We start from the raw sequence: 22909 nt of genomic DNA, 5'->3' as shown, positions 1-22909 counted from the left end.
GCCGGGCCACCGCGCGAGCGGTCCCGGCCCCGCCCCTTCCCTTCCGTCCGCCGGAGGAGCCCGCCATGTCCGCACCGACGCACACGCTCGCCGTCCCCGCACAGCCCCGGGCCCGGACCCGGGACGAGCAGCCCACGCCCCGGTACGTCGTCGGCCTCGCCCGCCACCAGGAGGACGTGCGCGCCGCCCAGCGACTGCGCCACCAGGTCTTCGCCGGCGAGCTGGGGGCCCGGCTCGACGGGCCCGAGCCCGGCCTCGACAGCGATGCCTTCGACGCGTACTGCGACCACCTCCTCGTACGGGAGGAGACCACCGGCGAGGTCGTCGGCACCTACCGGCTCCTGCCGCCCGAGCGGGCCGCCGTCGCCGGACGCCTCTACTCCGAGGGCGAGTTCGACCTCACCCGGCTCGCCCCCGTCCGGCACGACCTGGTGGAGGTCGGCCGCTCCTGCGTCCACCCCGCCCACCGCAACGGCGCCGTCATCGCCCTCGTCTGGGCCGGCCTCGCCCGCTACATGGCCGAGACCGGCCACAACTGGCTCGCCGGGTGCTGCTCGGTCCCGCTCGCCGACGGCGGCGCCCTCGCCGCCGCCACCTGGGACACCGTCCGGGCCAAGCACCTCGCCCCGGAGGAGCACTGGGTCACCCCGCACCGCCTGTGGAACGCCGAGGGCGTCGCCCGCCCCGAGGGCCGCACCGAACTGCCCCCGCTGCTGCGCGGCTACCTCCGGCTCGGCGCCTGGGTCTGCGGCGCCCCCGCGCACGACCCCGACTTCGGCACCGCCGACCTCTACGTCCTGCTCTCGCTGCGCCGCACCAACCCGCGCTACCTCAACCACTTCCTGTCGCTCGTCCCGGCGCGGTGAACGGGACCACGGCCCTCCCGCCGTGGCTCCCCACGGCGCCCTGCACCCCGGACCGCTGCACCGCCCACCCGGACGACCCCGGCTCCGGTCCGGGCCCCGGCCCCGGCCGTGCCCCGGGCCTCCGCCCCGACGCCGGCCTCCCGCGAGCCGTGGCCCGGCTGACCGCCGGCACCGGCGCCGTCCTCCTCGGCCTCCTGCTCGCCCCGGCCGCCGCGCTCCTCCCGCCCGCCGTCCGGCTCGCCCTCGTCCGCCTCTGGACGCGGACGGTGGTCCGCGCCTTCGGCGTCCGCGTCCGGTACGGCGGGAGCCCCGTCGCCACCGGCCCGCTCCTCGTCGTCGCCAACCACGTCTCCTGGCTGGACGTCCCCCTCCTCGCGGCCGTGCTGCCCGCCCGCATGGTCGCCAAGGCAGAGGTCCGCCACTGGCCGGTCCTCGGCGTCCTCGCCGCGCTCGGCGGCACCCTCTTCATCGACCGGGACCGGATCAGGGCCCTGCCCGGCACCGTGCGCGCGATGGCCGGCGTCCTCGCGGGCGGCGGCCGGGTGGCCGTCTTCCCCGAGGGCTCCACCTGGTGCGGCCGGGAACGGGGAAGGTTCCGGCCCGCCGCCTTCCAGGCCGCCCTGGACGCCGACTGCGCCGTGCAGCCCGTACGGATCGACTACCGGCCCGCCGACGCCGCCGCGTACGTCGGGGACGACCCGCTCGGCGCCTCCCTGTGGCGGGTCGTCACCACCCGGCGCCTCACCGCGGAGGTCCGCCTCGCCGACCCCCTGCCGAGCGGCCGCCACCCGGACCGGCGCGCCCTGGCGGCCGCCGCCCAGCGGGCCGTGGCCCGCCGGACGGCCTTTCCGCGGACCGTCCCTCAGCGCGCCGTCGCCAGCGACAGCGCGAACCTGTCCCCGCTGTCCGTCCACCAGCGGGCCAGGCCGAGGCCCGCCGCCGCCAGCTCCTCCCGCACGCCCTCCTGACGGAACTTCGCCGACACCTCCGTGCGCAGCTCCTCGCCCGCCGCGAACGGCACCACGAGGTCCAGCTCCGGGATCTTCACGGTGAGCGCGCGGCGGGCGCGCAGCCGCATCTCGATCCACTCCCGTTCGGCGTCCCAGACCGCCACGTGCTCGAAGTCCTCCGGATCGGCGTCCGCGCCCAGCTCGCGGTCGATCACGGCCAGCACGTTCTTGTTGAACTCCCCGGTCACCCCGGCCGCGTCGTCGTAGGCGGCCACCAGCGTCGCCTCGTCCTTCACCAGGTCCGTGCCGAGCAGCAGGAAGTCGCCCGGCGCGAGCATCGAGCGGACCGAGCGCAGGAAGATGCGCCGTTCGCCGGGCAGCAGGTTGCCGATGGTGCCGCCGAGGAAGGCCACCAGACGCGGCCCCGGAGTGCCGGGCAGCGCGAGGCCCCGGGTGAAGTCCGCGACCAGGGCGTGCACCCGCAGCTCCGGCCGCTCCGCGAGCAGCGACTCCGCCGCCCCGGTCAGCGCCGACTCGCTCACGTCCACGGGCACGTAGGCGTCCAGACCCGGCAGCAGCGCGTCGATCAGGAACCGGGTCTTCTCGGAGGACCCGGAGCCCAGCTCCACCAGGGTCCTCGCCCCCGTCTCCGCGGCGATCTCCGGCGCCCGCGCGGCCAGGATCTCCCGCTCCGCCCGCGTCGGGTAGTACTCGGGCAGCCGGGTGATCTCCTCGAACAGCTCGCTGCCCCGGGCGTCGTAGAACCACTTGGGCGGCAGCTCCTTGGGGGAGCGGGTCAGACCGTGGACGACGTCGGCGCGCAGATCGGCGCCGGCGGCGTCCGGGGCGAGGGTGCGGGTCAGTTGGTACGGGCTCACGCGGGCGGCTCCTTGAGCGGGGTGAGGGCGACGTCGGCGCGGTCGGCGGTCACGAGCGTGCGCTCGGGCACCTCCCGCCAGCGGGGATCGGCGTCGTACGGTTCGGAGGCCACGACCGTCCGGCCGGGGCCCGTCAGGTACCAGAGGCTGTCCCCCCAGGCGGTCGCGGCGATCCGGTCGCCGTCGGTGAGCAGCAGGTTCAGCCGGGAGCCGGGGGCCGCCTGCGCGACCTCCCGCACGGTGGCGGCGAGCGCGTCGCCCGGCGCGTCCCCGGCCCGCAGCCGGTGCAGGACGAGCGCCCACACCAGGGCCGAGTCGGTCCGGGCCTCCAGGCGCAGCAGCTCCCCGGCGGACAGCGTCGCGGCGAGCGGGGACAGGGTGTCGGGCCAGCCCGTGACCGCGCCGTTGTGGCTGAACAGCCAGGGCCCGGAGGCGAACGGCGCCGCTGCGGCCTCCCCGTCGGCCCCGGGCAGCGTGGCGCTCCGGACCGCCGCGAGCAGCGCCCCGGAGCGCACCACCCGGGCGAGGTCCGCGAAGGGGAGGTCGCCCCAGATCGGCCCGGCGCGCCGGTAGCGCGCGGGCACCGGGTCCCCCTCGGCGTACCAGCCCACCCCGAACCCGTCGGCGTTCACCACCCCGCTGGCCTGCGTACGGGGTTCCCAGGACTGGCGCAGCAGTCCGTGCTCCGGCTGCACGACCAGCTCGCCGAGCGCCACCGGCCCGCCCACGTAGGCGAGGTGGCGGCACATCAGTCGAGCTCCGCGGAGCGGGCGGTGCGGAAGCCGGAGAAGATCTGGCGCCGCACCGGCAGGTCCCAGTTGCGGAAGGTGCCCCGGCAGGCGACCGGGTCCACCGCGAACGAACCGCCCCGCAGCACCTTGTGCCCGGACCCGAAGAACACCTCCGAGTACTCCTTGTACGGGAAGGCCGTGAAGCCCGGGTACGGCAGGAAGTCGCTCGCCGTCCACTCCCACACGTCCCCGATCAACTGCCGCACGCCCAGCGGCGAGGCGCCCTCCGGGTAGCTCCCGGCCGCCGCCGGGCCCAGGTGCCGCTGCCCCAGGTTCGCGTGCTCGGGGCCCGGGTCCGCGTCGCCCCACGGGTAGCGGCGGGAGCGGCCGGTGGCCGGGTCGAACCGGGCCGCCTTCTCCCACTCGGCCTCCGTCGGGAGCCGGCGCCCCGCCCAGCGCGCGTAGGCGTCCGCCTCGTACCAGCTCACGTGCAGGACCGGCTCCTCCTCCGGTACGGGCTCGGTCGCCCCGAACCGGCGGCGCAGCCACTGCCCGCCGTCCCGGCGCCAGAACAGCGGTGCCCCGATGCCGTGCTCCCGGATCTGCGCCCACCCCTCGGGGTGCCACCAGCGCCGGTCCGTGTAACCGCCGTCCGCGAGGAAGGCCTGGTAGGCGCCGTTGGTGACCGGCACGGTGTCGATGTGGAAGGCGGGCACGTCCCGCCGGTGCGCCGGGCGCTCGTTGTCGAGGGCCCACGGTTCGTCCGAGGTCCCCATGGTGAACGGGCCGCCGGGGACCAGGACCTCGGGCGGCAGCAGGCCGGAGCGGTGGACCGGCGGCGGGGGAGCGGTCAGGACGGGCGGGCCCTTCCGCAACTGGTGGGTGATCAGCATCGTCTCGTCGTGCTGCTGTTCGTGCTGGGCGACCATGCCGAAGACGAAGCCCGCGTCCAGCAGCGGCCGCCCCTCCAGGGGCGCCCGCTCCAGCACGTCGAGGACCCGGAGCCGTACGTCCGCCGCGTAGGCGCGCGCCTCGACCGGCGAGAGCAGCGGCAGCGACGGACGCTCGGCGCGCGGGTGCTCGAAGGCGTCGTAGAGGGAGTCGATCTCGGGCCGCAGCGCGTCGCGCCCCGCGGCGTCCCGCCACAGCCACTGCTCCTCCTGGTTGCCGATGTGCGCCAGGTCCCAGACGAGCGGCGACATCAGGGGGGAGTGCTGGGCGGTGAGGTCGTCGTCCTCCACGCAGGAGGTGAGGCGCAGGGTGCGGTCCCGCGCCGCGACGAGCGCGTCCAGGGCCCGCTCGCGCAGCGCCTCGGCACCGGCCTCCGCCCCGGCCGCTCCGGTCGTGTCCCCGGCCGTTCCGGTCGTGTCTCCGGTCATGACGTCACCGCCTCGGGGGTGTCGGCCGGGGAGCTCCCGGGGACTACGTACCGCTCCCGGAAGGCGGCGACCGCCCGCCGCACCTCCTCGCTCGCCCCGATCCGGGGCAGCGCCTCCAGGGCGGCGGAGAACACCGTCCGCGCGGCGGCGTGCAGATCGGGATCGGCCAGACCGTCACGGGCCGCCGCCACCCACAGCGGATTGCGCGGCGGGGGATCGTCGCCGGCCCGTTCCGCGAGCGGCTTCACCGCCCGGTACACGGTCTCCGCCGCCTCCGGGTCGTCGAACACCGCCGTCGTCACGGCCGCCGGCACCATCCAGCCGTCCCGTCCCGGCTGCGCGTCGACCATCCGCAGCTCCAGGTGGCCGCGCGGCCGCACCGGCGGGAAGAGGGTCGTCATGTGGTAGCGCAGGTCGTCGACGTCGGCCGGACGGGGCCGCCCCGTGCGCAGCCACTCCCGGAAGGTCAGTCCCTCCGGCACCGCCCACGGCCCCTCGTCGGTCCGCACGCACAGCACCGGGGTGTCCAGGACGTGCGCCGCCCACTCGATCCGCGGGTCGCCGTCCGGCGCGGGCGCGGGCGCCCTCCGCGGCGCGAGCGTCCGCAGGGGGTCGAGATCCGTCCACAGGGCCTGCCGGGTCGAACGCCAGCCGGTGCGGCGCCCGCCGTGCACCGGGGAGTTCGCGAAGGCGGCCACGAGCACCGCGCCCAGGAGGTGGGCGAGCCGCCACCGCCGCCGGTAGTTCAGCGGACCCGGCCCGTCGACCCCGGCGTCGAGGCAGATCTGCACCGACGCCGACTCGCACATCATCGCCCGCCCGGCCGGTCCCGTCCGGTCGAGCGCGGCCTCCATCGCGTCGTACCGCGGCTCGTGGAGCACCCGGTCGCGCGCCGCCTGCCAGGGGTCCACCCCGTAACCGCTGAGCGCGAGGCCGAGCGGCCCGAGCGCGCCCCGCACCGCCCGCAGGTCGGCGGCGAGCGAGTCCAGGCACTCCATGAGGGATCCGGCGGGTCGCGAGCTGAGCTCGAGCTGACCGCCGGGTTCGAACGTCAGGACCGACACCAGGGGCAGGGCCCGTACGGTGTCGAGGGCCGCCGCGAGCCGCTGCGGCCGCACGGGCAGCCGGGGGTCGCGCAGCTCGTGGACCAGCCATTCCAGCTCCACCCCCACGGTGCGGGGCGGGCCGGTCTTGAAGCAGATACATCGCAGCAGTTCCTCCGCCTCCGCCTCGGTGAGAGGGGGGCCGCCACGCGGTATGCCGCTCGGCGACATCCGTGCACCTCCTGGTCCTCCGGGGGACCGGTCCCGGGACGGTCCGTCCCGTGGGCGCGGTCCCGGACGCGCCGGAAACAGGCTCCGGGGACGGCGCCCCCGGAGCATCACTGGTTCCACCTAAAGCCACCACCGGGCGGCGTGCAAGAGCGCCCCGGACGGGCCGTACGCGCTCCCCGTGCCTCCGTCCGTCCGGATTTCCCCGTCGTCACGGAAACATTCACCCTGGTCACGGACCGGCGAAAATCCGTTGCCCCGAAAGGGAGGAAACGATCATTCTGACGCCCATGAGCACACGACTGCGCGAGATCGCGCGGCGGACCGAGGAGATCGTCGCCGCGGGCCACTACCGCACCCGGGACGGCCGGACCGTCTCCGTCGCCGACGACCTGGCCGCCGCCCTGGCCGGAACCCGGCTCCACGGCCCCGGCCCCGTCGCCGTCACCCCCGACACCGACCGCACGCCCGTCCTGGAGGTCACCGGCGAGAGCAGCCTGGCCGCCGCCCGCCGGATGACCTCGGCCGACCCCGCCCGCCCGGTGGCCGTCCTGAACTTCGCCTCCGCCCGCAACCCCGGCGGCGGCTACCTCAACGGCGCCCAGGCCCAGGAGGAGGCGCTCTGCCGGTCCTCCGCCCTGTACGCCACCCTGCTGCGCGTCCCCGAGTACTACGACCACCACCGCGCCGACCGGGACCTCCTCTACTCCGACCGGGTCGTCCACTCGCCCCGGGTGCCGGTCTTCCGCGACGACCGGGGCGACCTGCTCGCCGAGCCCTTCACCGTCGGCTTCCTCACCTCGCCCGCCCCCAACGCGGGCGCCGTCCGCCGCGCCGCCCCCGAACGCGCCGGGCTGCTGCCCGCGGCCCTCGCCTCCCGCGCCGAACGGGTCCTGGAGACGGCCGCCGCGGCCGGATACCGGCGGCTCGTCCTCGGCGCCTGGGGCTGCGGGGTCTTCCGGAACGACCCGGAGCAGGTCGCCGGCGCGTTCAAGGCGCTGCTGACCGGCGACGGCCGGTTCGCCGGCCACTTCGAGGAGGTCGTCTTCGCGGTCCTGGACCGCGCCTCCGGCACGCCGACGCTCGCCGCCTTCGGCCGGGTCCTCGGCCCTGCGGCCTGATGTGCGGGCCCGGTGCCCGCGTGCCACGCTGAAGGGATGCGGACCGATGTCCGAAACCCGTCACGGGAGGCACGATCGTGGGCAAGAAACAGACCCGTGTGAACAAGGGGGCCCGCACCGGCGGCCACGAACACCGCACCGACGCGGCCGCGAAGGAGAAGGCCTCCCGGATCACCGCGAGGGAGACGCCGATCTCGGCGGTGGAGCACGGCCACCGCAAGGAACGCAGGTTCGGCCACAACTGACACGAGTCCGGCCGTGGCGGTCCGGCCACGACCGGACCGGTCCCGGCCACGGCCGAAGACCACGGCCGACGTCCCGGCCGCGACGGGACCGAAGGGCCCGACGCCACCAGGGCGCCGGGCCCGATCCGTACGCCCGGGATCTCCGGTCCGGCGCGTACCCGACCGGCACGGAGCCGGCCCCGCACCTGGAGTTCCGGGCCCGGCACGGAGCTGGCCCCGGCACGGAGCCGGCCCCGCACCGGAGTGCCGGGCCCGTCCCGCCCATGGAGACGCGGGCCCGGACCGCACCCGCGTCCTACTCCTCCCCGTCGCGGACCGTGACCTCCACCCGCTCCCGTACCGTCTCCGCCGTCCGGGGCGCCGGCGGCACCGCCCCGCCCAGCTCCTCCCGCGCCGCCGGGCTCATCGTGGCCAGCAGTTGCCGGGCCAGGCCGAGGCCGGTGCCGCCCATGGTCAGGGCCTTGGCGAACACGTCCGCCATGCCGTCGGCGCCGTTCAGGAGCACCATCTGGTCCACGTTCCCGAAGGCGGACGCGCCCGCGGAGACGATCTCCGGCCACTTCTCGGCCAACTGCTGGGCGACCACGGCCTCCTGGTTCTCCGCGAGCGCCGCCGCCCGCGCCTTGATCGCCTCCGCCTCCGCCAGACCCTTCGCGCGCGTGGCCTCGGCGACCGCGAGCCCCTTCGCGTGCTGGGCCGCCGCCTCCGCCTCGCCCGTGAGCCGGGTCGCCGCGGCCTTGGCCGCGCTCGCCAGCTCGGTCTCCTTCGCCTCGGCCTCGGCGGCCGAGATCCGGGCGTCGCGCTCGGCCTCCGCCAGCGTCCGGGTCTCGTACGCCGTCGCGTCGGCCGGCTTGCGCACCTCCGCCTGGAGCTGCTGCTCCTTGCGGTGGCCCTCCAGCTCGGCGACGCGCGTCTCCTGCACGACGACCTCCTGGCGCGAGGCCGCCTCGGCCAGCGGACCGGCCTGCCGGGCCCGGGCCGAGGCCTGGTCCCGCTCGGCCTGGTAGCCCGCCTGGAGGATCTCGCTGTCCCGGGTCGCCTCCGACATGCGCGCCGCGGCCTGCTGCTCCGCCTCGGTCGCCCGCCGGTTCGCCTCCGCCTGCGCGATCCGCGCGTCCCGCTGGACGGCGGCGGCGTGCGGCGCGGCCAGGTTCTTGATGTACCCGGTCGGGTCCTCGATCTCGTGGATCTGGAGCGAGTCGACGATCAGCCCGAGCTTCTCCATCTCCGTGCCACAGGCCGACCGCGCCTGCCCGGTCAGCTTCTCCCGGTCACGGATCATGTCCTCCACGGTCAACCCGCCGACGATGGCGCGGAGATGACCGGCGAAGACGATGTGCACCCGCTCGCTCATCAGCTTCTGCTGGTCGAGGAAGCGGCGGGCGGCGTTGGCGATCGACACGAAGTCGTCGCCGACCTTGAAGATCACCACCCCGCGCACCTTGAGCGGAATGCCCTGGTGGGTGACGCACTCGACGGACAGTTGCGTCTCGTTGAGGTCGAGCGAGAGCTTGCGCACCGCCTGCACCCCGGGCAGCACGAGCGTGCCGCGCCCGGTGACGATGCGGAACCCCATGCCCTCGCCGAGGCCCTCGTTCTTGTGGTTGGAACCGGAGATGATCAGCGCCTCGTTGGGTTCGGCGACGCGCCACATCATCTTGAAGACAGCGATCAGAACGGCGACGGCGCCGACGGCGACGGCCGCGATGATTCCGATGCCCATGGACAAGGTCCCCCTTCACCGGGGCCGAGCGGACCCGGTGAGGGGAGTGTGCGCCCGCGACGGGCGCGGCTCAACGCCCCGGTCAACCGTCGTACACGGCTGTGACGTAGACGGTACGCGGAGGGAGATGTTCCATGACGGTCACGACCGTTCCGATCTCGATCCGCTCCTTCGGCACGGCCGGATGGGCGAGGAAGTGCTCGGCGCCGCCCCGGATCCGGACGATCACCTCGCCGACGAGGCCGGGCCCGACGGTGCCGGTCACCCGGCCGAGCAGTCCCACCATCGAGGCCTCCGTCGACGCGTCGTCCATGACTGAACGGTACGTCAGATCCAGCCGTCCAGGGCGGTCATGAACCCGTCGAAGTCGTCCCGGTGGACGGTGTGCCCGGTCTTCGCCACCGTACGGACCTCGAAGCCGCGCTCCGCCAGCATCCGGGCGCTCCCGGGCGGGACGAGCAGGCTCGGGTCGGCGAGGGCCACGAGCGAGGGGACGACGGGCCGGGCCGGCCACAGGTCGGCGCCCACGAACGGCGTCAGGCCGTACGCCGTCCGCTCGTCCCACACCCGTACCGCCGCCCTCTCGTCGTCGACGTCCTCCTCCGCCCAGGCGGGGTTGAGCCCCCGGATCATCTCCCGGGTCAACCCCTTGCCCCGCACGAAGAGTTCGGGGCGGAAGCCGGTGGGGCCCGGCCTCAGGTGCCAGGCCGGGTCGCAGTACACCGCGCGGGCCGGACCGAGCCGCTCCACCGCCCGGGCGAGCACGAGCGCCCCGAGCGAGTGGCCGACGGCCAGGTCGACGCCGTCCGGCACGGTCTCCACGAGGTCGTCGGCGTAGTCCTCCGGCCGGTACTCCTCCGGGCCCGCGCCCCGCCCGCTCGCCCCGTGCCCCCGCAGGTCCACCGCGACCACCCGGTAACCGCGCTCCGCGAGCGCGGGCCCGACCCGGCGCCAGGTGCGGTGGTCGGCCATGATGCCGTGGACGAGCAGGGCCGTCCGGTCCCCGGACCCCCACGTGGTGGTGTGCAGACGCACGGCGTCGCCCCTCCGTCTCTCCTCGCGCCCGGCGGGCCCCGCCGGCGCGCCCGGTACCGACCACACAGTACGACCACGCGGAGGAGCGGCGGCACCGGCCCCGCAGCGGAACCGCCGTCCTCGCGGGTCGCCCGGCGCGAGCCCGGCCGAACGCTTAGCGTCGGTGCATGAACACAGTTCCGAAGCGATTCGAGATCCTGCTGGTGCCCGAGCACGTCCAGGACCGCCACGGCGCCTCCGTCGCGGACAGCGCCGTCCGCACGGCCGTCGTGGAGGCCACCGGACACCAGGGCGCGTCCGGCTACCCGATCTACGAGGGGCACGGCCTCAGGGCCGACATCGACCCCGAGACGGGCACGGTCGAGGCGCTCCTCGTCGACGGCCGGGAACTCGACTACGCCCTCACGCCCCTGGTCCGCCCCGCTCCCTGAACCCGTCTCCCTCCCCCCGAAGTGCCCCGGACCGCCCCCGTACGTCCCGGAACGGCCCGTTGACAGGGCGGTCCCGCGGGCAGAGACTCTGCGCGCCCGGTGGGACGAGAACCGTCCCACCGGGCGAACAGACGAACAGAGTCGTTCCGAAGGTCACGTGGGAGAGAACCGATGAGCATCCGCGACGTCTACATCGTCGACGCCGTCCGCACCCCGATCGGGAAGTTCGGGGGAGCCCTCTCCTCCGTGCGCCCCGACGACCTCGCGGCCCATGTCGTGCGGGCGCTCGTCGACCGCTCGCCCGCGCTCGACCCGGCCCGCGTCGACGACGTCTACTTCGGCGACGCCAACGGCGCGGGCGAGGACAACCGCGACGTGGCGCGCATGGCCGTCCTGCTCGCCGGGCTGCCCGTCACCGTCCCCGGCGTCACCGTCAACCGCCTCTGCGGCTCCGGCCTGGAGGCCGTGATCCAGGCGGCCCGCGCCGTCGCCCTCGGGGACGCCTCCGTGGCGATCGCCGGCGGCGTCGAGTCGATGTCCCGCGCGCCCTGGGTCCTCCAGAAGCCCGAGCGGGCCTTCCCCGCCGGCCACCAGCAGCTCCACTCCACGACGCTCGGCTGGCGCATGACGAACCCCCGGATGCCCGCCGAGTGGACGGCCTCCCTCGGCGAGGGCGCCGAGCTGATCGCCGACAAGCACGGCATCACCCGCGAGCGGCAGGACGCCTTCGCCCTCGCCAGCCACCGCAAGGCCGCCGAGGCCTGGGCCAAGGGCCTCTACGACGACGAGGTCGTGCCGTACCCGGACGCGGACCTGACCCGCGACGAGTCGATCCGGGACAACACCTCCACGGAGGCCCTCGCCCGGCTCAGGCCCTCCTTCCGCGCCGAGGGCGGCACCGTCACGGCGGGCAACTCCTCCCCGCTCAACGACGGCGCGGCCGCCCTGCTCCTCGTCGACGAGGAGGGACTGCGCGAGACCGGCCGCGAGCCGCTCGCCCGCATCCGCGCCTCCGCCGTCACCGGCATCGAGCCGCAGCTCTTCGGCCTCGGCCCGGTCGGGGCGGTCCGCCGGGCCCTGGACAAGGCGGGGCGCTCCTTCGCCGACCTGCGGACCTTCGAGCTCAACGAGGCCTTCGCGGCGCAGGCGCTCGGCTGCCTCGCCGAATGGCCGGAACTCGACCCGGAGATCGTCAACCCGCGCGGCGGGGCCGTCGCGATCGGCCACCCCCTCGGCGCCTCCGGCGCCCGCCTGGCCGGGGCCGTGGCGCACCAGCTCGCGGCGGCCGGCTCGGGCACGGGCCTCGCCGCGCTCTGCATCGGCGTCGGCCAGGGCCTCGCCCTGGTCCTGGAGCGCTGAGCCCGCGCGGACACGCCGGAGAGGGGTACGGGAGGACCTCCCGTACCCCTCTCGCGTCCCTGCGGCCCCTACTGCTGCGCGTTCCCCTGCGCCTGCGCGTCCGCGACGGACTTGCGGACCTCGTCCATGTCCAGCTTCCGCGCCTGGCCGATGAGGTCCTCCAGGGCGACCTCCGGCAGCGCGCCCGGCTGCGCGAACACGGCCACCTTGTCGCGCACGATCATCAGGGTCGGGATCGACTGGATCTCGAACGCCGCCGCCAGCTCCTGCTGCGCCTCGGTGTCCACCTTGGCGAAGACGAGGTCCTGGTGGCGCTCGGACGCCGCCTCGAAGACCGGGCCGAACTGACGGCAGGGACCGCACCACGAAGCCCAGAAATCGATCAGAACGAACTCGTTGTCGCTCACGATCTCGTCGAAGTTGTCCTTGGTGAGCTCTACGGTGCTCATGCTTCCTGCCTTTCGGGGGTCTCCTGGTGGTGTCCTCACGGTCCCCGGGGGACTCGCCGGGCACAACGGCGTATCGAGCCGCACTATTCCAGGCCCCTGCCCGCAGACTGGGATCATGACACATGTGGTGGAAGACGAGCAGGTCTACGACGTGGTGGTACTGGGTGCGGGACCGGTCGGCGAGAACGTCGCCGACCGGGTGCGGGCGGCCGGCCTGACCGCCGCGATCGTCGAGAGCGAACTGATCGGCGGCGAGTGCTCGTACTGGGCCTGCATGCCCAGCAAGGCGCTGCTCCGCCCCGGGATCGCCCGCTCCGACGCCCGTGCGCTCCCCGGGCTGCGCGAGGCGGCCGGCGGCCCCCTGGACGCGGCGGCGGTCCTCGCCCACCGGAACGAGGTCGTCGGCGACTGGAAGGACGACGGCCAGCTCGACTGGCTCGACTCCATCGGCGTCCGGGTCCTGCGCGGCCACGGCCGCCTCGCCGGACCGCGCCGGGTCGAGGTCGTGAGCCCCGAGGGCGGGCGCCACCTGCTCGCCGCCCGGCACGCGGTCGCGATCTGCACCGGCAGCCGCGCCGTCCTGCCCGAGCTGCCCGGTCTGCCCGGCGCACGGCCCTGGACCAGCCGCGAGGCGACCTCCGCCCAGCACGTGCCCGAGCGGCTCGTCGTGGTGGGCGGGGGAGTGGTGGGCGCGGAGATGGCCACCGCCTGGCAGGCCCTCGGCTCGAAGGTCACGATGCTCGTACGGGGCGGGGGCCTGCTGCCCCGCATGGAGCCCTTCGTCGGCGAGCACGTGGCCGAGGCCCTCCGGGAACGCGGCGCGGACATCCGCGACGCGACGGTCACCGCGGTGGTGCGGGACGGGGGCACCGGCCCGGTCACCGTGGTCCTGGAGGGCGGCGACCACGTCGAGGGCGACGAGGTGCTCTTCGCGACCGGCCGGGCCCCGCGCACCGAGGACGTCGGCCTGGAGACGGTCGGCCTGGAGCCCGGCTCCTGGCTGGAGGTCGACGACAGCCTCCGGGTCACCGGCACCGACTGGCTCTACGCCGTCGGGGACGTCAACCACCGCGCGCTCCTGACCCACCAGGGCAAGTACCAGGCCCGGATCGCGGGCGCGGCCATCGCCGCCCGCGCCGAGGGCGAGACGCTCCCGGACGCCGGGGACTGGGGCGCGCACGCGGCCACGGCCGACCACGCCGCCGTGCCGCAGGTGGTCTTCACCGACCCCGAGGCGGCCGCCGTCGGCCTGTCGCTCGCGGAGGCCGAGCGGGCCGGGCTGCGGGTCCGGGCCGTCGACCTCGACCTGCGCCAGGTCGCCGGGGCCGGCCTCTACGCGCCGGGCTACCGCGGCCACGCGCGGATGGTCGTGGACCTGGAGCGGGAGGTCGTCGTCGGCGCCTCCTTCGTCGGCCCGGGGATCGGCGAGCTCCTCCACTCGGCGACGGTCGCGGTCGTCGGCGAGGTCCCGATCGCCCGCCTGTGGCACGCCGTCCCCTCGTACCCGACCCTGAGCGAGGCGTGGCTGCGCCTCCTGGAGGCCTACCGGGGCTGAGGGCCCGTCCGGGGCCACCGGGGCCGGAGACCCGTCACCGGCCCCGCCGCCGGCCCCGTCACCGCTCGCCGGGAGCCTGCCGGGGGACCAGGGCGAGCGCCGCCGAGCGGGCCACCTCCAGGGCGCCCGCCGCCTCCTGGCCCAGGACCACCCGGGTGCTCAACCCGTCGAGCAGGGCGAGGAGTTCGGAGGCGCGGGCGGCGGTGTCCAGCGGGGCGAAGCGCCCCCGCGCCACGCCCGCCGCGAGCAGGGCCTCCAGGTCCTCCTGCCAGCCCCGGTCCAGCTCGACCTGCGCCTCGCGCAGCGCGTCGTTCCCGGCCGCGCGGGCCCAGAGCTCGATCCACAGCGTCCAGCGCGGGTCGCGGGGCCCGCGCGGCAGGTAGAGCCGCAGGAAGAGGTCCAGCTTGCGCTCGGCCGCGACCCGCCGCCCGAGCAGCGCGCGGCGCTCCTCGGCGAGCGCCGCCTCGCTCCACCGCAGGGCGGCGAGCAGCAGCAGGTCCTTGCTGCCGAAGTAGTACAGGATGTGGCCGCCGCTCGTGCCGAGCCGCTCCGCGAGCGCCGACATCGTGAGGGAGGCGAGGCCGTCCTCGGCGATCGCCGCCATGGCCTCCTCCAGCATCCGCTCCTGGGTGACGTGCCCGTCCCGCCGTCGTGCCGTGCCTGCCACCGCCGCCTGTCCCCGTCCCGCCGTCTTGCCGTTCGGCCGTCTTGCCGTGCCCGTCGTGTACGGAACCGACCCTAACGGGAATCGGTCGGGGTCTTGACGTGGCCGGAACCTTTCGCACATCTTGAATGCCGTTCTAAAACTTAGAACGGCATTCAAGACAGGAGTGCGGTGTGCTCGGACACGAGACGGCGACCGTGGCCACGGGGACCACGGGCCGCGACGAGGTGTTCCAGGTCGAGGAACACGGGATCGACCCCATACCCGACGCCGAACGGCACGGCAGCGCCAAGGACGTCTTCTGGCTCTGGTTCGGCTCGAACCTGACCTTCACCTACGTCATCAACGGCGCCCTCGCCGTCGCCTTCGGGCTCTCCTTCTGGCAGGCCACCGCCGTCGTCGTGCTCGGCGGCCTCTCCTTCCTCGCCATCGGCGCGGCCGGCCTCGGCGGCGTGCGCACCGGCACCGCCACGCTCGTCATCTCCCGCGCCGCCTTCGGCCGCCGCGGCAACTGGCCCGCCGGCCTCCTCAACTGGATCGTCAGCATCGGCTACACCGTCGTGAACACGGTGGTGGGCACCCTCGCCCTCGAAGCCTTCCTCGCCGACCTCGGCTGGAGCGGCGGGCACGCCTCCCGCGCCGCGGCCCTCGCCGTCACCCTCGCGCTGACCTTCGCCGTCGCCCTCTGGGGTCACGCCACCGTCCAGTTCGCCGAACGCTGGATGGCGTACGTCCTCGCCGTCGGCTTCGCCGTCCTGGTGGTCCTCGTCCTGCCCGGCGCCGACACCTCCGCCCCCGCCGCCGCGCCCGGCGCCGCGGGCTGGAGCCTCGCCTTCGTCGTCATGCTCGCGGGCCCCTTCTCGTACCTCCCGATGCCCGCCGACTACACCCGCTACCTGCCCCGCACGACCTCCCTCAAGGCCGTCACCCGCAGTGCCGCCCTCGGCGGCTTCCTCTCCTCCGTCGCCCTGGGGATCGCCGGAGTCGCCGCCGCGACCCAGGCCGACATGACCGACGCCGTCGCGGGCGCCGAGAGCCTGCTCCCCGGCTGGTTCCGGCCGCTCTTCCTCGCCCTGGTCCTCGGCGGCTCCGTCACCAACTCGATCATCACGCTCTACTCGTCGAGCCTGAACCTCCAGGTCCTCGGCATCCCCTGGAGCCGGGCCCGCGCCATCGTCATCAGCGCCGCCGTCACCGCCGCGGGATCCCTCGGCGCCCTCTTCCTCACCGACTTCACCACCTCGCTCCTCTCCTTCCTCTCCCTCCTGATCATCGTCTTCGCCCCCTGGGGCGGGGTCTTCCTCGCCGACATGGTGCTGCGCCGCTGCACCTACGACTCCGCCGGGCTGCACGCGGACGCCGGCGGCCCCTACTGGTACCGCTCCGGCTGGCACCCGGCCGGTCTCGCCGCCCTCCTCGCCGGCCTCGTCTTCTCCGCGCTCACCTGCGACTCCGAGCTGTGGACGGGACCCCTCGTCGCCCCGCTCGGCGGCGCGGACCTCACCCTGCTCGGCGCGGCCGTCTCCGCCCTGGTGTACGTGCTCCTCACCCGGGGGCGCGTCGCCCCGCACCGCCCCTGAGCACCCCCGAAGTCCTCTCCGCGAACCCCCTGAGAACCGCACCCCACCCCTCCCGCACGTCATGGAGCCACCCCGCATGAACAGCACCGCCCCCGCGTCCGCCCCCGCGCAGGCGACCGCCCCCGCCGACCTCGTCCTCACCGGCGCCCGGATCCACACCGTCGACCCCGACCTCCCCGAGGCCCGGGCCCTCGCCGTCCGCGCCGGGCGCATCGTCTGGATCGGCTCCGACGACGGGGCCGCCGCCTGGACCGGCCCCGGCACCCGGGTCCTCGACGCCGGCGGACGGCTCGTCCTGCCCGGCTTCGTCGACGCCCACAACCACGTCCGCCTCGGCTCCGACGACGCCTGCGTCCAACTCGCCGGCGCCCGCACCCTCGACGCGATCCACGAGCGGATCCGCACCTGGCACGCGGCCCACCCGGACGCCGAGTGGATCGAGGCCGAGGCCTTCGACTACTCGGCCGTGCCCGGCGGACGCATGCCCACCGCCGCCGACCTCGACCCGGCCACCGGCGACACCCCCGCCCTCGTCCTCAGCTACGACGTCCACACCGCCTGGCTGAACACCGCCGCGCTCAAGCGGCTCGGCGTCGACCGCGACCACACCGACCTGCCCTTCGGGCGGGCCGTCACCGACCCGGCGACCGGCGAACCCACCGGTTTCGTCAAGGACTTCGCGATCAAGGGCCTCTCCCGCGCCGGCCACCGCGCCCTGCGCGACCTCGGCCTCCCCTGGGCCTCGCCCGACCGCCAGTACGGACGGCTCGCCAAGAGCCTCGACGACGCCATCGGCTTCGGCATCACCACCGTCGTCGAACCGCAGAACTCCCTCGACGACCTCGCCCTCTTCGAGCGCGCCCGCGACGAGGGCCGGCTGCGCTCCCGGATCGTCGCCGCCCTCTTCCACCCGCGCGGCACCACCGAGGCGGACCTCGACGCCTTCGCGGCGGCGGCCGACGAGCACGACGACGACCGGCTGCGGGTCGGCCCGCTCAAGCTGTACATCGACGACGTCGTCGAGCCCCGCACCGCCGCCCTCCTGGAGCCGTACGCGGGCTGCTCCCACCACCGCGGCGACACCTTCTACCCGCCGGAGGAGTTCGCCGAGCTGCTCACCCGCCTCGACGCGCGCGGCTTCCAGTGCTTCGTGCACGCCACCGGCGACCGGGGCATCCGCACGGTCCTCGACGCCGTCGAACGAGCCCGCGCCGTCAACGGACCGCGCGACGCGCGCCACCAGGTCGTCCACGTCGAGTGCCTCGACCCCGACGACACCCCGCGCTTCGCCGCGCTCGGCGTCGTCGCCTGCATGCAGCCCCGGCACGCCGCCCCCGACATCGCGGGCCCCGGCCAGGACTGGGCCGAGAACGTCGGCCCCGACCGCTGGCACAAGGCCTGGCCGCTGCGCAGCCTGCACGAGGCCGGCGCGGTCCTCGCCCTCTCCAGCGACTGGAACGTCGCCGAGATGGACCCCATGGTCGGCATCCACGCCGCCGTCACCCGCCGCCCGCCCGGCGGCGGCGAGGCCTGGACGGCCGGCGAGACGATCGACGTCGCCACCGCCGTCGAGGGCTACACGATGGGCTCGGCGTACGCCAACTTCCTGGAGCACGAGCGCGGTTCCCTGACCGTGGGCAAGCTGGCCGACTTCGTCGTCCTCTCCCGCGACATCCTCCGCATCGCCCCCGAGGACATCCCGGGCACCGTCGCGGAGACGGTCGTGGTCGGCGGCGAGGTGGTCGTGGAGCGCCGCGCGGGGGAGTGACCGGGGCGCCGGGCGGGCGGCCCGCAGCCCCGGTACCCCGGTGCGGACCGCCCCCGGACCGGCGGGACCGGTCCGGGGGCGGCGGAAGGCCGGGGTCAGAGCCGGCCGAGGATCCTCCGCAGCTCGGCGACCTCGGCGGACTGGGTCCGTACGACGTCGTCGGCGAGCTTCCTCGCCGTGGGGTTGACGCCGTTCCGCCGCTCGTCCTCCGCCATGGCGACCGCGCCTTCGTGGTGGGCGATCATCAGCTCGGCGAAGGCGCGGTCGAACTCCTCGCCCTTGGCCCCGGCCAGGTCCTTCATGTCCTGCTCGGACATCATCCCGGCCATGCCGTGACCGGAGGCGTCACCGCCCCCGTGACCGCTTCCGTGGCCGGCGGGCCCGGGTCGGCCCCAGCCGGCGAGCCAGGCCCGCATCGTCCGGATCTCCGGATCCTGGGCGCGCTCGATCGCGGCGGCCAGCTTCTTGACGCCGGCGTTCTCGGCCCGCCCGTCGGCGAGCTCCGCCATCTCCAGGGCCTGCTCGTGGTGGGGGATCATCCTCTGCGCGAACAGGACGTCCGCGTCGTTGAAGGGCCCCGGAGCGGGCGCCTGCGAGGCGGCGGACCCGGGCGCGGCGGCGGTGGCGGACGGGGAGGAGGACGCCGGCGGGGCGGTGCCGTCCGCGCCGCAGGCGGTGAGCAGGAGCCCGGTGGCGGCGACGGCGCCGACGAGGGCGGCCGTCCGGGTGGCGCGGTGGGTGAGGACACGCATGTGCATGGAAGTGGTACCTCGTGTGCTGTTCGTACGGGCTCGTGCGGTCCCGTACGGGCGGAAAAGGGCAGGCCGAAGGGGCTCACGGGCGGCATGGAGCACCCGTGAGGGAGGACGGCCGGCCTATGTCCGCAGGACGGACAGCCGGGTGAGGTCGGGAGGACGGCGGGGCGGGGCGTGCGGCGCCCGCGCGTGCGCGAGGCGTGCCAGGAAGGGGACGAGCCGCTCGGGGCCGCGTCCCAGCGCGGCCAGGACGAGCCGCGCCAGCAGCCAGACGCCGAGGACGGCCACGCACAGGGTGCTCATGTCCGTCGCCGGGCCGGGATGGTGACCGGCGTCGGAACTCCCGCCGCCGTGCGCGGGGGAGGCGGTGGCGGCGGCCGCGTGCGCGCCGCCGCCGGAGCCCTCGGGGTGGCCCACGGTGTGCATCAGGAACACGCCGAGCGCGAGCACGACGACGAGCAGGAGGTGCGCCGCGGCACCTCCCGCTCGTCGACGGCGTTCCGCCCGATGTGTCCGCACGGTCAGGACCTCCCGGCCGCCGAATATACCGTGCGGGGGTATCAAGAACGCGTCAGGACGCGGTGTCGCCCGTCATCGCGGCGGCCATCCGCAGGTGCGGCGCGGCCTCCTCCGGGCGCCCCTGCCGCTCCAGCGCGCGGCCGAGCATCAGCCGGGCGTAGTGCTCGACCGGGTCGCGCTCCAGGATCGCGCGCAGCTCGGTCTCGGCCCGGGAGAGCTGGGCGGAGTGGTAGTACGCCCGCGCGAGGAGGAGCCGCTGGGCCGTCTGCTCCGGGTGCTCGGCGACGAGGCCGCGCAGGATGCGGACGGCGGTCCCGTACTCCTTCGCGTCGAAGAACAGCCGCGCCCGGTCCCAGCGCTCCCCGGCCGTGCCGAACTCGTAGTACGTCTCGCTCACTCGCTCTTCCTTTCCGGAGCTCCGGGTCCGCCCGGTGAGGACGGTCGACCGGATCAACAACCCGAAATGGTTGAACATTCCACTACGCCTTCCCGGTGCCTCCCCGGCTTCTCGCGCCCCCGCCGGAGCGTCACGCCCCGCGGCCCCCGGACGCGCATAGGTTGGGCGCCATGAGCAATCTCGAACGCCAGGCCACGCCGACCGTCTGCGGCGGACGCGGCTTCGTCGTCGCCGAGCCGGTACGGGAACTCCTCAGCCCCCGCCACGTCCGGCTCGGCGAATCGACCGGGGTCCGCCGGCTGCTCCCGAACCTGGGCCGCCGGATGGTCGGCGCCTGGGTCTTCGTCGACCACTACGGCCCCGACGACATCGCCGACGAGCCCGGCATGCAGGTCCCGCCCCACCCCCACATGGGGCTCCAGACCGTCAGTTGGCTCCACGAGGGCGAGGTGCTGCACCGCGACTCCACCGGCAGCCTTCAGACCATCCGCCCGCGCGAGCTGGGCCTGATGACCTCCGGCCGGGCGATCTCCCACTCCGAGGAGAGCCCCCGGCCGCACGCCCGCCTCCTGCACGGCGCCCAGTTGTGGGTCGCCCTCCCCGACGCCCACCGGCACGTGGAGCCCCGCTTCGAGCACCACGCCGACCTGCCCCGCGCCACCGCCCCCGGCCTCACGGCCACGGTGATCCTGGGCTCCCTCGACGGGGCCGCCTCGCCGGGCACCGCGTACACCCCGATCGTCGGCGCCGACCTCGCCCTCACGGCCGGTACCGAGGCGAACCTCCCGCTGGAACCCGACTTCGAGTACGCCGTCCTCGCCATGTCCGGCGAGGCCCGCGTCGACGGCGTGCCCGTCCTGCCCGGTTCGATGCTCTACCTCGGCTGCGGCCGCACCGAACTCCCCCTCCATGCCCTCTCGGACGCGGGCCTGATGCTCCTCGGCGGCGAGCCCTTCGCCGAGGAGATCGTCATGTGGTGGAACTTCGTCGGCCGCTCCGGTGAGGAGGTCGCACAGGCGCGAAACGACTGGGAGCAGGGCTCGCGGTTCGGCGAGGTGCACGGCTACGACGGCGCCCGTCTCGCAGCCCCGGCACTGCCCACCGTCCCGCTGAAGCCGCGTGGACGAGTGCGCTGACCCGGGAAACCCATGGTCGGGTCGGCCCGTGCACCGCCTCGGCGAGATCTCCGGCCATGGGGTCGAGCGCGTGGTCGGCGCCGAAGAGGAGGGCGCGCTCGCGGGCGGAGGGCAGCGGGTCGACGGTGACCGTGTTCGTGACCGACCGCCGGCGGCGGTCGGGTGGTCGCGCAGGTCGCGTGGGCCGTGGGTCTTCCTGGCCGCAGGGACCGACGAGCGGCCGGGCGCGGTCGGCTTACCGGCACCTGATGCCGGGGAACATCGCCGAGGCCGCCCGCATTCCGGATGCCGGCCTCTGGGAAGCGGTCCGACCCGTCTGATCGACCTGCGGTGGCGCACATGGACGTGGACCGTCCTTCAGCGGCGATCAACCAGCGATCGCCGGCGCAGGTCACCTCGGTGCCGGTCACGGACGCCGGAGACCTCGCCTTCTGCCCCCCGCGTGTCCCGGACGCCGAGGAGCCGGCGTGATGCCGGAGCCGCAGGCGTGGGATTGGGCCGACCGGAGGCATGCACGCGCATGAGCGCGGCGCGGAGGGGAACCTGTGGTCGAGGCACCCGCGGCAGAGTTCCACGACCAGGAGCGGAGACGAGCGATGGCCACCACGGCGGACGAGGCGCGGGTCGGTGTCGTGCACCCGGCGAGCATCCGGCTGCCGGGCATCGTGCTCGGAGTGGGGATGGGCGGCTTCGTCGACGGCATCCTGCTCCACCAGCTCCTGCAGTGGCACCACATGCTCTCCAGCACCAACGAAGACCACATCGGGGTGAAGTACTACAACCCCCACACCGTCTCAGGCCTGGAAATGAACACCCTCTGGGACGGCGTCTTTCACACCGTGTGCTGGCTGGCGGTCCTCCTCGGCCTGGCCGTCCTGTACGCGCGGGTCACTCACCACCGACTGCGGGTGTGGACCTCCCGGGTGCTGTGGGGGTGGATGCTGGTCGGCTGGGGGCTGTTCAACCTCGTCGAGGGCGTCCTGGACCACCATGTCCTCGGCATCCACCACGTCTACGCCGGGGACGGCCAGGTCTGGTGGGACATCGGCTTCCTCGTCCTGGGCGCCCTGCTCGTCGCCGGCGGCTACCTGCTGCAGCGCGGCGGCCGGCCCCTCGACCCCCACGCCCCCGCCGTGCGTGAAGGCGGGCGGGCCTGATGGGCCACCACGTGCACGAGTACGGGCACGACGCGGGCAGCAGCCTCCTGGAGTGGCTGCTGCCCGCGCTCGTCCTGCCGGCTGCCGCCGGTGCCTATCTGCTGCTGGTTCGCCGGGCTCACCGTCGTCATCCGGTCCTGGGCTGGAGCCGGTGGCGGACCGGGTGCTTCCTGGGCGGGGTCTTCCTGCTGGGTGTGGCGTTGCTGCCTCCCGTTGCGTCCTTCGCTCACGAGGACTTCCGCGGGCACATGGTCCAGCACATGCTGATCGGCATGTACGCGCCGCTCGCGCTGGTCCTGGCCGCCCCGGTCACGCTCCTGCTGCGCACCCTGCCCGTAGCCCGGGGGCGGCAGATGACCTCCCTGCTCCACAGCCCGCCCGCCTGCTCGCCCACCCGGCGGTCGCGCTGGCGCTGTCGACGGGCAGCCTCGCCGTCCTCTACTTCACTCCCCTCTACCACACGACCACGGGAGATCCGGCGGCGCACCGGCTGCTGCACGCGCACTTCCTGCTGTCCGGGTGCCTGTTCGCCCACGCCATCGCCGGCCCCGACCCGGCCCCCGCCCGGCCCGGTGTGCGCGCACGGCTGGTCTACCTCGGTGTCGCGATCGCCGCGCACGCGGTGATCGCCCAGATGATGTACGGCGGATTCTGGATCGATGTCCACGCGCCGATCAGCCAGGTGCGGGGCGGCGCGGAGATCATGTACTACGGCGGTGACATCGCCGAACTGCTGCTGGCCGCCGCGCTGGTCGCCACCTGGCGTCCGGCGCCCCGGCGCGCGTCGGGCCGGGCGTCGGCCGCGCCCCGGGGGACATCGCTGACCGCCTGACCCTCCGCGCGGGCCGTCCCCTCCACGGCCTCCGGGTCCGTCCCCTCCGTGCCGTGAGCGCGCTGCGGTGGAGGCCGTGTCCTCGGGCGCCGCATCCGGCGGCCGTGG

General features: G+C 75.0%; 23 protein-coding genes and 1 pseudogene. 12 read left to right on the top strand and 12 right to left on the bottom strand.

Annotation, left to right across the window (positions count from 1 at the left end):
- Positions 1–65 precede the first annotated feature (65 nt).
- Positions 66–866: a GNAT family N-acyltransferase gene (locus ACFYNX_RS13560; RefSeq protein WP_365543944.1), complete on the top strand. Its 801-nt coding sequence runs from the start codon at positions 66–68 to the stop codon at positions 864–866.
- On the top strand, positions 863–1834 hold the full coding sequence (locus tag ACFYNX_RS13555) for a lysophospholipid acyltransferase family protein (protein WP_388661145.1): 972 nt from the start codon (positions 863–865) through the stop codon (positions 1832–1834). Before ACFYNX_RS13560 ends, ACFYNX_RS13555 begins: the two co-directional genes overlap by 4 nt.
- On the opposite strand, the gene egtD is transcribed toward ACFYNX_RS13555, so the two are convergent.
- Genes egtD through egtA form a run of 4 tightly spaced genes read right to left on the bottom strand, consistent with a single transcriptional unit; the run spans position 1729 to position 6078 of the window.
- Positions 1729–2694, bottom strand: a complete 966-nt coding sequence (gene egtD / locus ACFYNX_RS13550; RefSeq protein ID WP_388661144.1) for an L-histidine N(alpha)-methyltransferase — start codon at positions 2692–2694, stop codon at positions 1729–1731. The two genes, ACFYNX_RS13555 and egtD, sit on opposite strands and share 106 nt — an antisense overlap.
- Positions 2691–3443 carry an ergothioneine biosynthesis protein EgtC gene (gene egtC / locus ACFYNX_RS13545; RefSeq protein ID WP_388661142.1) on the bottom strand — a complete coding sequence of 251 codons (753 nt, stop codon included), beginning with the start codon at positions 3441–3443 and terminating at the stop codon, positions 2691–2693. The genes egtD and egtC overlap by 4 nt, the downstream gene beginning before the upstream one ends.
- Complete coding sequence (gene egtB / locus ACFYNX_RS13540) at positions 3443–4804, bottom strand: ergothioneine biosynthesis protein EgtB (RefSeq protein ID WP_388661140.1); 1362 nt, start codon at positions 4802–4804, stop codon at positions 3443–3445. The genes egtC and egtB overlap by 1 nt, the downstream gene beginning before the upstream one ends.
- Positions 4801–6078 (bottom strand): ergothioneine biosynthesis glutamate--cysteine ligase EgtA, encoded by a 1278-nt coding sequence (egtA, locus tag ACFYNX_RS13535; RefSeq protein ID WP_365543930.1) that lies wholly within the window; start codon positions 6076–6078, stop codon positions 4801–4803. The genes egtB and egtA overlap by 4 nt, the downstream gene beginning before the upstream one ends.
- Before the next feature lie 287 nt (positions 6079–6365).
- Between egtA and ACFYNX_RS13530 the strand changes: the two genes are divergently transcribed.
- Positions 6366–7196: a TIGR02452 family protein gene (locus tag ACFYNX_RS13530; RefSeq protein ID WP_388661138.1), complete on the top strand. Its 831-nt coding sequence runs from the start codon at positions 6366–6368 to the stop codon at positions 7194–7196.
- A 77-nt stretch (positions 7197–7273) separates the two neighbouring features.
- Positions 7274–7441, top strand: coding sequence for a hypothetical protein (locus tag ACFYNX_RS13525; protein ID WP_365543924.1), 168 nt, complete (start codon positions 7274–7276; stop codon positions 7439–7441).
- A gap of 295 nt (positions 7442–7736) precedes the next feature.
- On the opposite strand, the gene ACFYNX_RS13520 is transcribed toward ACFYNX_RS13525, so the two are convergent.
- From ACFYNX_RS13520 to ACFYNX_RS13510, 3 genes are all read right to left on the bottom strand, one after another.
- Positions 7737–9164, bottom strand: coding sequence for an SPFH domain-containing protein (locus tag ACFYNX_RS13520; protein WP_388661136.1), 1428 nt, complete (start codon positions 9162–9164; stop codon positions 7737–7739).
- An 82-nt stretch (positions 9165–9246) separates the two neighbouring features.
- A complete protein-coding gene (locus ACFYNX_RS13515; RefSeq protein WP_365543919.1) occupies positions 9247–9477 on the bottom strand; it encodes a hypothetical protein in 231 nt (76 codons plus the stop codon).
- Positions 9478–9491: 14 nt separating this feature from the next.
- On the bottom strand, positions 9492–10199 hold the full coding sequence (locus ACFYNX_RS13510; RefSeq protein ID WP_388661132.1) for an alpha/beta fold hydrolase: 708 nt from the start codon (positions 10197–10199) through the stop codon (positions 9492–9494).
- Positions 10200–10366: 167 nt separating this feature from the next.
- Between ACFYNX_RS13510 and ACFYNX_RS13505 the strand changes: the two genes are divergently transcribed.
- Entirely contained in the window at positions 10367–10630 is a 264-nt protein-coding gene (locus ACFYNX_RS13505; RefSeq protein ID WP_125667384.1) for a hypothetical protein, read from the top strand.
- A gap of 171 nt (positions 10631–10801) precedes the next feature.
- On the top strand, positions 10802–11989 hold the full coding sequence (locus tag ACFYNX_RS13500; protein ID WP_388661128.1) for a thiolase family protein: 1188 nt from the start codon (positions 10802–10804) through the stop codon (positions 11987–11989).
- Between the two features lie 68 nt (positions 11990–12057).
- On the opposite strand, the gene trxA is transcribed toward ACFYNX_RS13500, so the two are convergent.
- Positions 12058–12438, bottom strand: a complete 381-nt coding sequence (gene trxA / locus ACFYNX_RS13495) for a thioredoxin (protein WP_365543911.1) — start codon at positions 12436–12438, stop codon at positions 12058–12060.
- Positions 12439–12553: 115 nt separating this feature from the next.
- On the opposite strand from trxA, the gene ACFYNX_RS13490 reads away from it, so the two are divergent.
- Positions 12554–13993, top strand: coding sequence for a dihydrolipoyl dehydrogenase family protein (locus ACFYNX_RS13490; RefSeq protein ID WP_388661125.1), 1440 nt, complete (start codon positions 12554–12556; stop codon positions 13991–13993).
- Between the two features lie 58 nt (positions 13994–14051).
- Here the strand turns inward: ACFYNX_RS13490 and ACFYNX_RS13485 are convergent, their stop codons facing one another.
- On the bottom strand, positions 14052–14660 hold the full coding sequence (locus ACFYNX_RS13485; RefSeq protein WP_365543906.1) for a TetR/AcrR family transcriptional regulator: 609 nt from the start codon (positions 14658–14660) through the stop codon (positions 14052–14054).
- A 170-nt stretch (positions 14661–14830) separates the two neighbouring features.
- Here ACFYNX_RS13485 and ACFYNX_RS13480 point away from each other — a divergent pair, with 170 nt between their 5' ends.
- Together ACFYNX_RS13480 and ACFYNX_RS13475 are read left to right on the top strand one after the other, a co-directional pair.
- Positions 14831–16237, top strand: a complete 1407-nt coding sequence (locus tag ACFYNX_RS13480) for a purine-cytosine permease family protein (RefSeq protein WP_388661122.1) — start codon at positions 14831–14833, stop codon at positions 16235–16237.
- Positions 16238–16313: 76 nt separating this feature from the next.
- The gene (locus tag ACFYNX_RS13475; RefSeq protein ID WP_388661118.1) at positions 16314–18005 is read left to right on the top strand and encodes an amidohydrolase; all 1692 of its coding nucleotides are present in this window, start codon (positions 16314–16316) and stop codon (positions 18003–18005) included.
- 95 nt (positions 18006–18100) lie between these two features.
- Here the strand turns inward: ACFYNX_RS13475 and ACFYNX_RS13470 are convergent, their stop codons facing one another.
- The 3 genes from ACFYNX_RS13470 to ACFYNX_RS13460 all read right to left on the bottom strand — a co-directional run bounded on the left by ACFYNX_RS13470 (position 18101) and on the right by ACFYNX_RS13460 (position 19676).
- On the bottom strand, positions 18101–18763 hold the full coding sequence (locus tag ACFYNX_RS13470; protein WP_388661115.1) for a DUF305 domain-containing protein: 663 nt from the start codon (positions 18761–18763) through the stop codon (positions 18101–18103).
- A 117-nt stretch (positions 18764–18880) separates the two neighbouring features.
- Positions 18881–19279: a DUF6153 family protein gene (locus ACFYNX_RS13465; protein WP_388661112.1), complete on the bottom strand. Its 399-nt coding sequence runs from the start codon at positions 19277–19279 to the stop codon at positions 18881–18883.
- A gap of 52 nt (positions 19280–19331) precedes the next feature.
- A complete protein-coding gene (locus tag ACFYNX_RS13460) occupies positions 19332–19676 on the bottom strand; it encodes a tetratricopeptide repeat protein (RefSeq protein WP_388661110.1) in 345 nt (114 codons plus the stop codon).
- A 170-nt stretch (positions 19677–19846) separates the two neighbouring features.
- Here ACFYNX_RS13460 and ACFYNX_RS13455 point away from each other — a divergent pair, with 170 nt between their 5' ends.
- The 3 genes and pseudogenes from ACFYNX_RS13455 (at position 19847) to ACFYNX_RS13445 (ending at position 22801) form a co-directional block, all read left to right on the top strand.
- On the top strand, positions 19847–20812 hold the full coding sequence (locus ACFYNX_RS13455) for a pirin family protein (RefSeq protein WP_388661107.1): 966 nt from the start codon (positions 19847–19849) through the stop codon (positions 20810–20812).
- A 596-nt stretch (positions 20813–21408) separates the two neighbouring features.
- On the top strand, positions 21409–21969 hold the full coding sequence (locus tag ACFYNX_RS13450; protein WP_365543889.1) for a DUF2243 domain-containing protein: 561 nt from the start codon (positions 21409–21411) through the stop codon (positions 21967–21969).
- Positions 21969–22801: pseudogene (locus ACFYNX_RS13445) on the top strand (cytochrome c oxidase assembly protein). Before ACFYNX_RS13450 ends, ACFYNX_RS13445 begins: the two are co-directional and overlap by 1 nt.
- Positions 22802–22909 lie beyond the last annotated feature (108 nt).

This window comes from Streptomyces sp. NPDC007872 (assembly GCF_042868165.1).
Taxonomy (GTDB): domain Bacteria; phylum Actinomycetota; class Actinomycetes; order Streptomycetales; family Streptomycetaceae; genus Streptomyces.
Note: the sequence above shows the minus strand (reverse complement) of the source record. Positions and strands in the feature narration are given on the sequence as shown.

What these genes read in the sequence shown, in the direction of transcription:
- ACFYNX_RS13560 (WP_365543944.1), top strand. Translation starts at nt 66, where the DNA reads ATGTCCGCACCGACGCACACGCTCGCCGTCCCCGCACAGCCCCGGGCC.
- egtC (WP_388661142.1), bottom strand. Translation starts at nt 3,443, where the DNA reads ATGTGCCGCCACCTCGCCTACGTGGGCGGGCCGGTGGCGCTCGGCGAG.
- egtB (WP_388661140.1), bottom strand. Translation starts at nt 4,804, where the DNA reads ATGACCGGAGACACGACCGGAACGGCCGGGGACACGACCGGAGCGGCC.
- egtA (WP_365543930.1), bottom strand. Translation starts at nt 6,078, where the DNA reads ATGTCGCCGAGCGGCATACCGCGTGGCGGCCCCCCTCTCACCGAGGCG.
- ACFYNX_RS13530 (WP_388661138.1), top strand. Translation starts at nt 6,366, where the DNA reads ATGAGCACACGACTGCGCGAGATCGCGCGGCGGACCGAGGAGATCGTC.
- ACFYNX_RS13520 (WP_388661136.1), bottom strand. Translation starts at nt 9,164, where the DNA reads ATGGGCATCGGAATCATCGCGGCCGTCGCCGTCGGCGCCGTCGCCGTT.
- ACFYNX_RS13515 (WP_365543919.1), bottom strand. Translation starts at nt 9,477, where the DNA reads ATGGACGACGCGTCGACGGAGGCCTCGATGGTGGGACTGCTCGGCCGG.
- ACFYNX_RS13505 (WP_125667384.1), top strand. Translation starts at nt 10,367, where the DNA reads ATGAACACAGTTCCGAAGCGATTCGAGATCCTGCTGGTGCCCGAGCAC.
- ACFYNX_RS13500 (WP_388661128.1), top strand. Translation starts at nt 10,802, where the DNA reads ATGAGCATCCGCGACGTCTACATCGTCGACGCCGTCCGCACCCCGATC.
- trxA (WP_365543911.1), bottom strand. Translation starts at nt 12,438, where the DNA reads ATGAGCACCGTAGAGCTCACCAAGGACAACTTCGACGAGATCGTGAGC.
- ACFYNX_RS13490 (WP_388661125.1), top strand. Translation starts at nt 12,554, where the DNA reads ATGACACATGTGGTGGAAGACGAGCAGGTCTACGACGTGGTGGTACTG.
- ACFYNX_RS13475 (WP_388661118.1), top strand. Translation starts at nt 16,314, where the DNA reads ATGAACAGCACCGCCCCCGCGTCCGCCCCCGCGCAGGCGACCGCCCCC.
- ACFYNX_RS13470 (WP_388661115.1), bottom strand. Translation starts at nt 18,763, where the DNA reads ATGCACATGCGTGTCCTCACCCACCGCGCCACCCGGACGGCCGCCCTC.
- ACFYNX_RS13455 (WP_388661107.1), top strand. Translation starts at nt 19,847, where the DNA reads ATGAGCAATCTCGAACGCCAGGCCACGCCGACCGTCTGCGGCGGACGC.
- ACFYNX_RS13450 (WP_365543889.1), top strand. Translation starts at nt 21,409, where the DNA reads ATGGCCACCACGGCGGACGAGGCGCGGGTCGGTGTCGTGCACCCGGCG.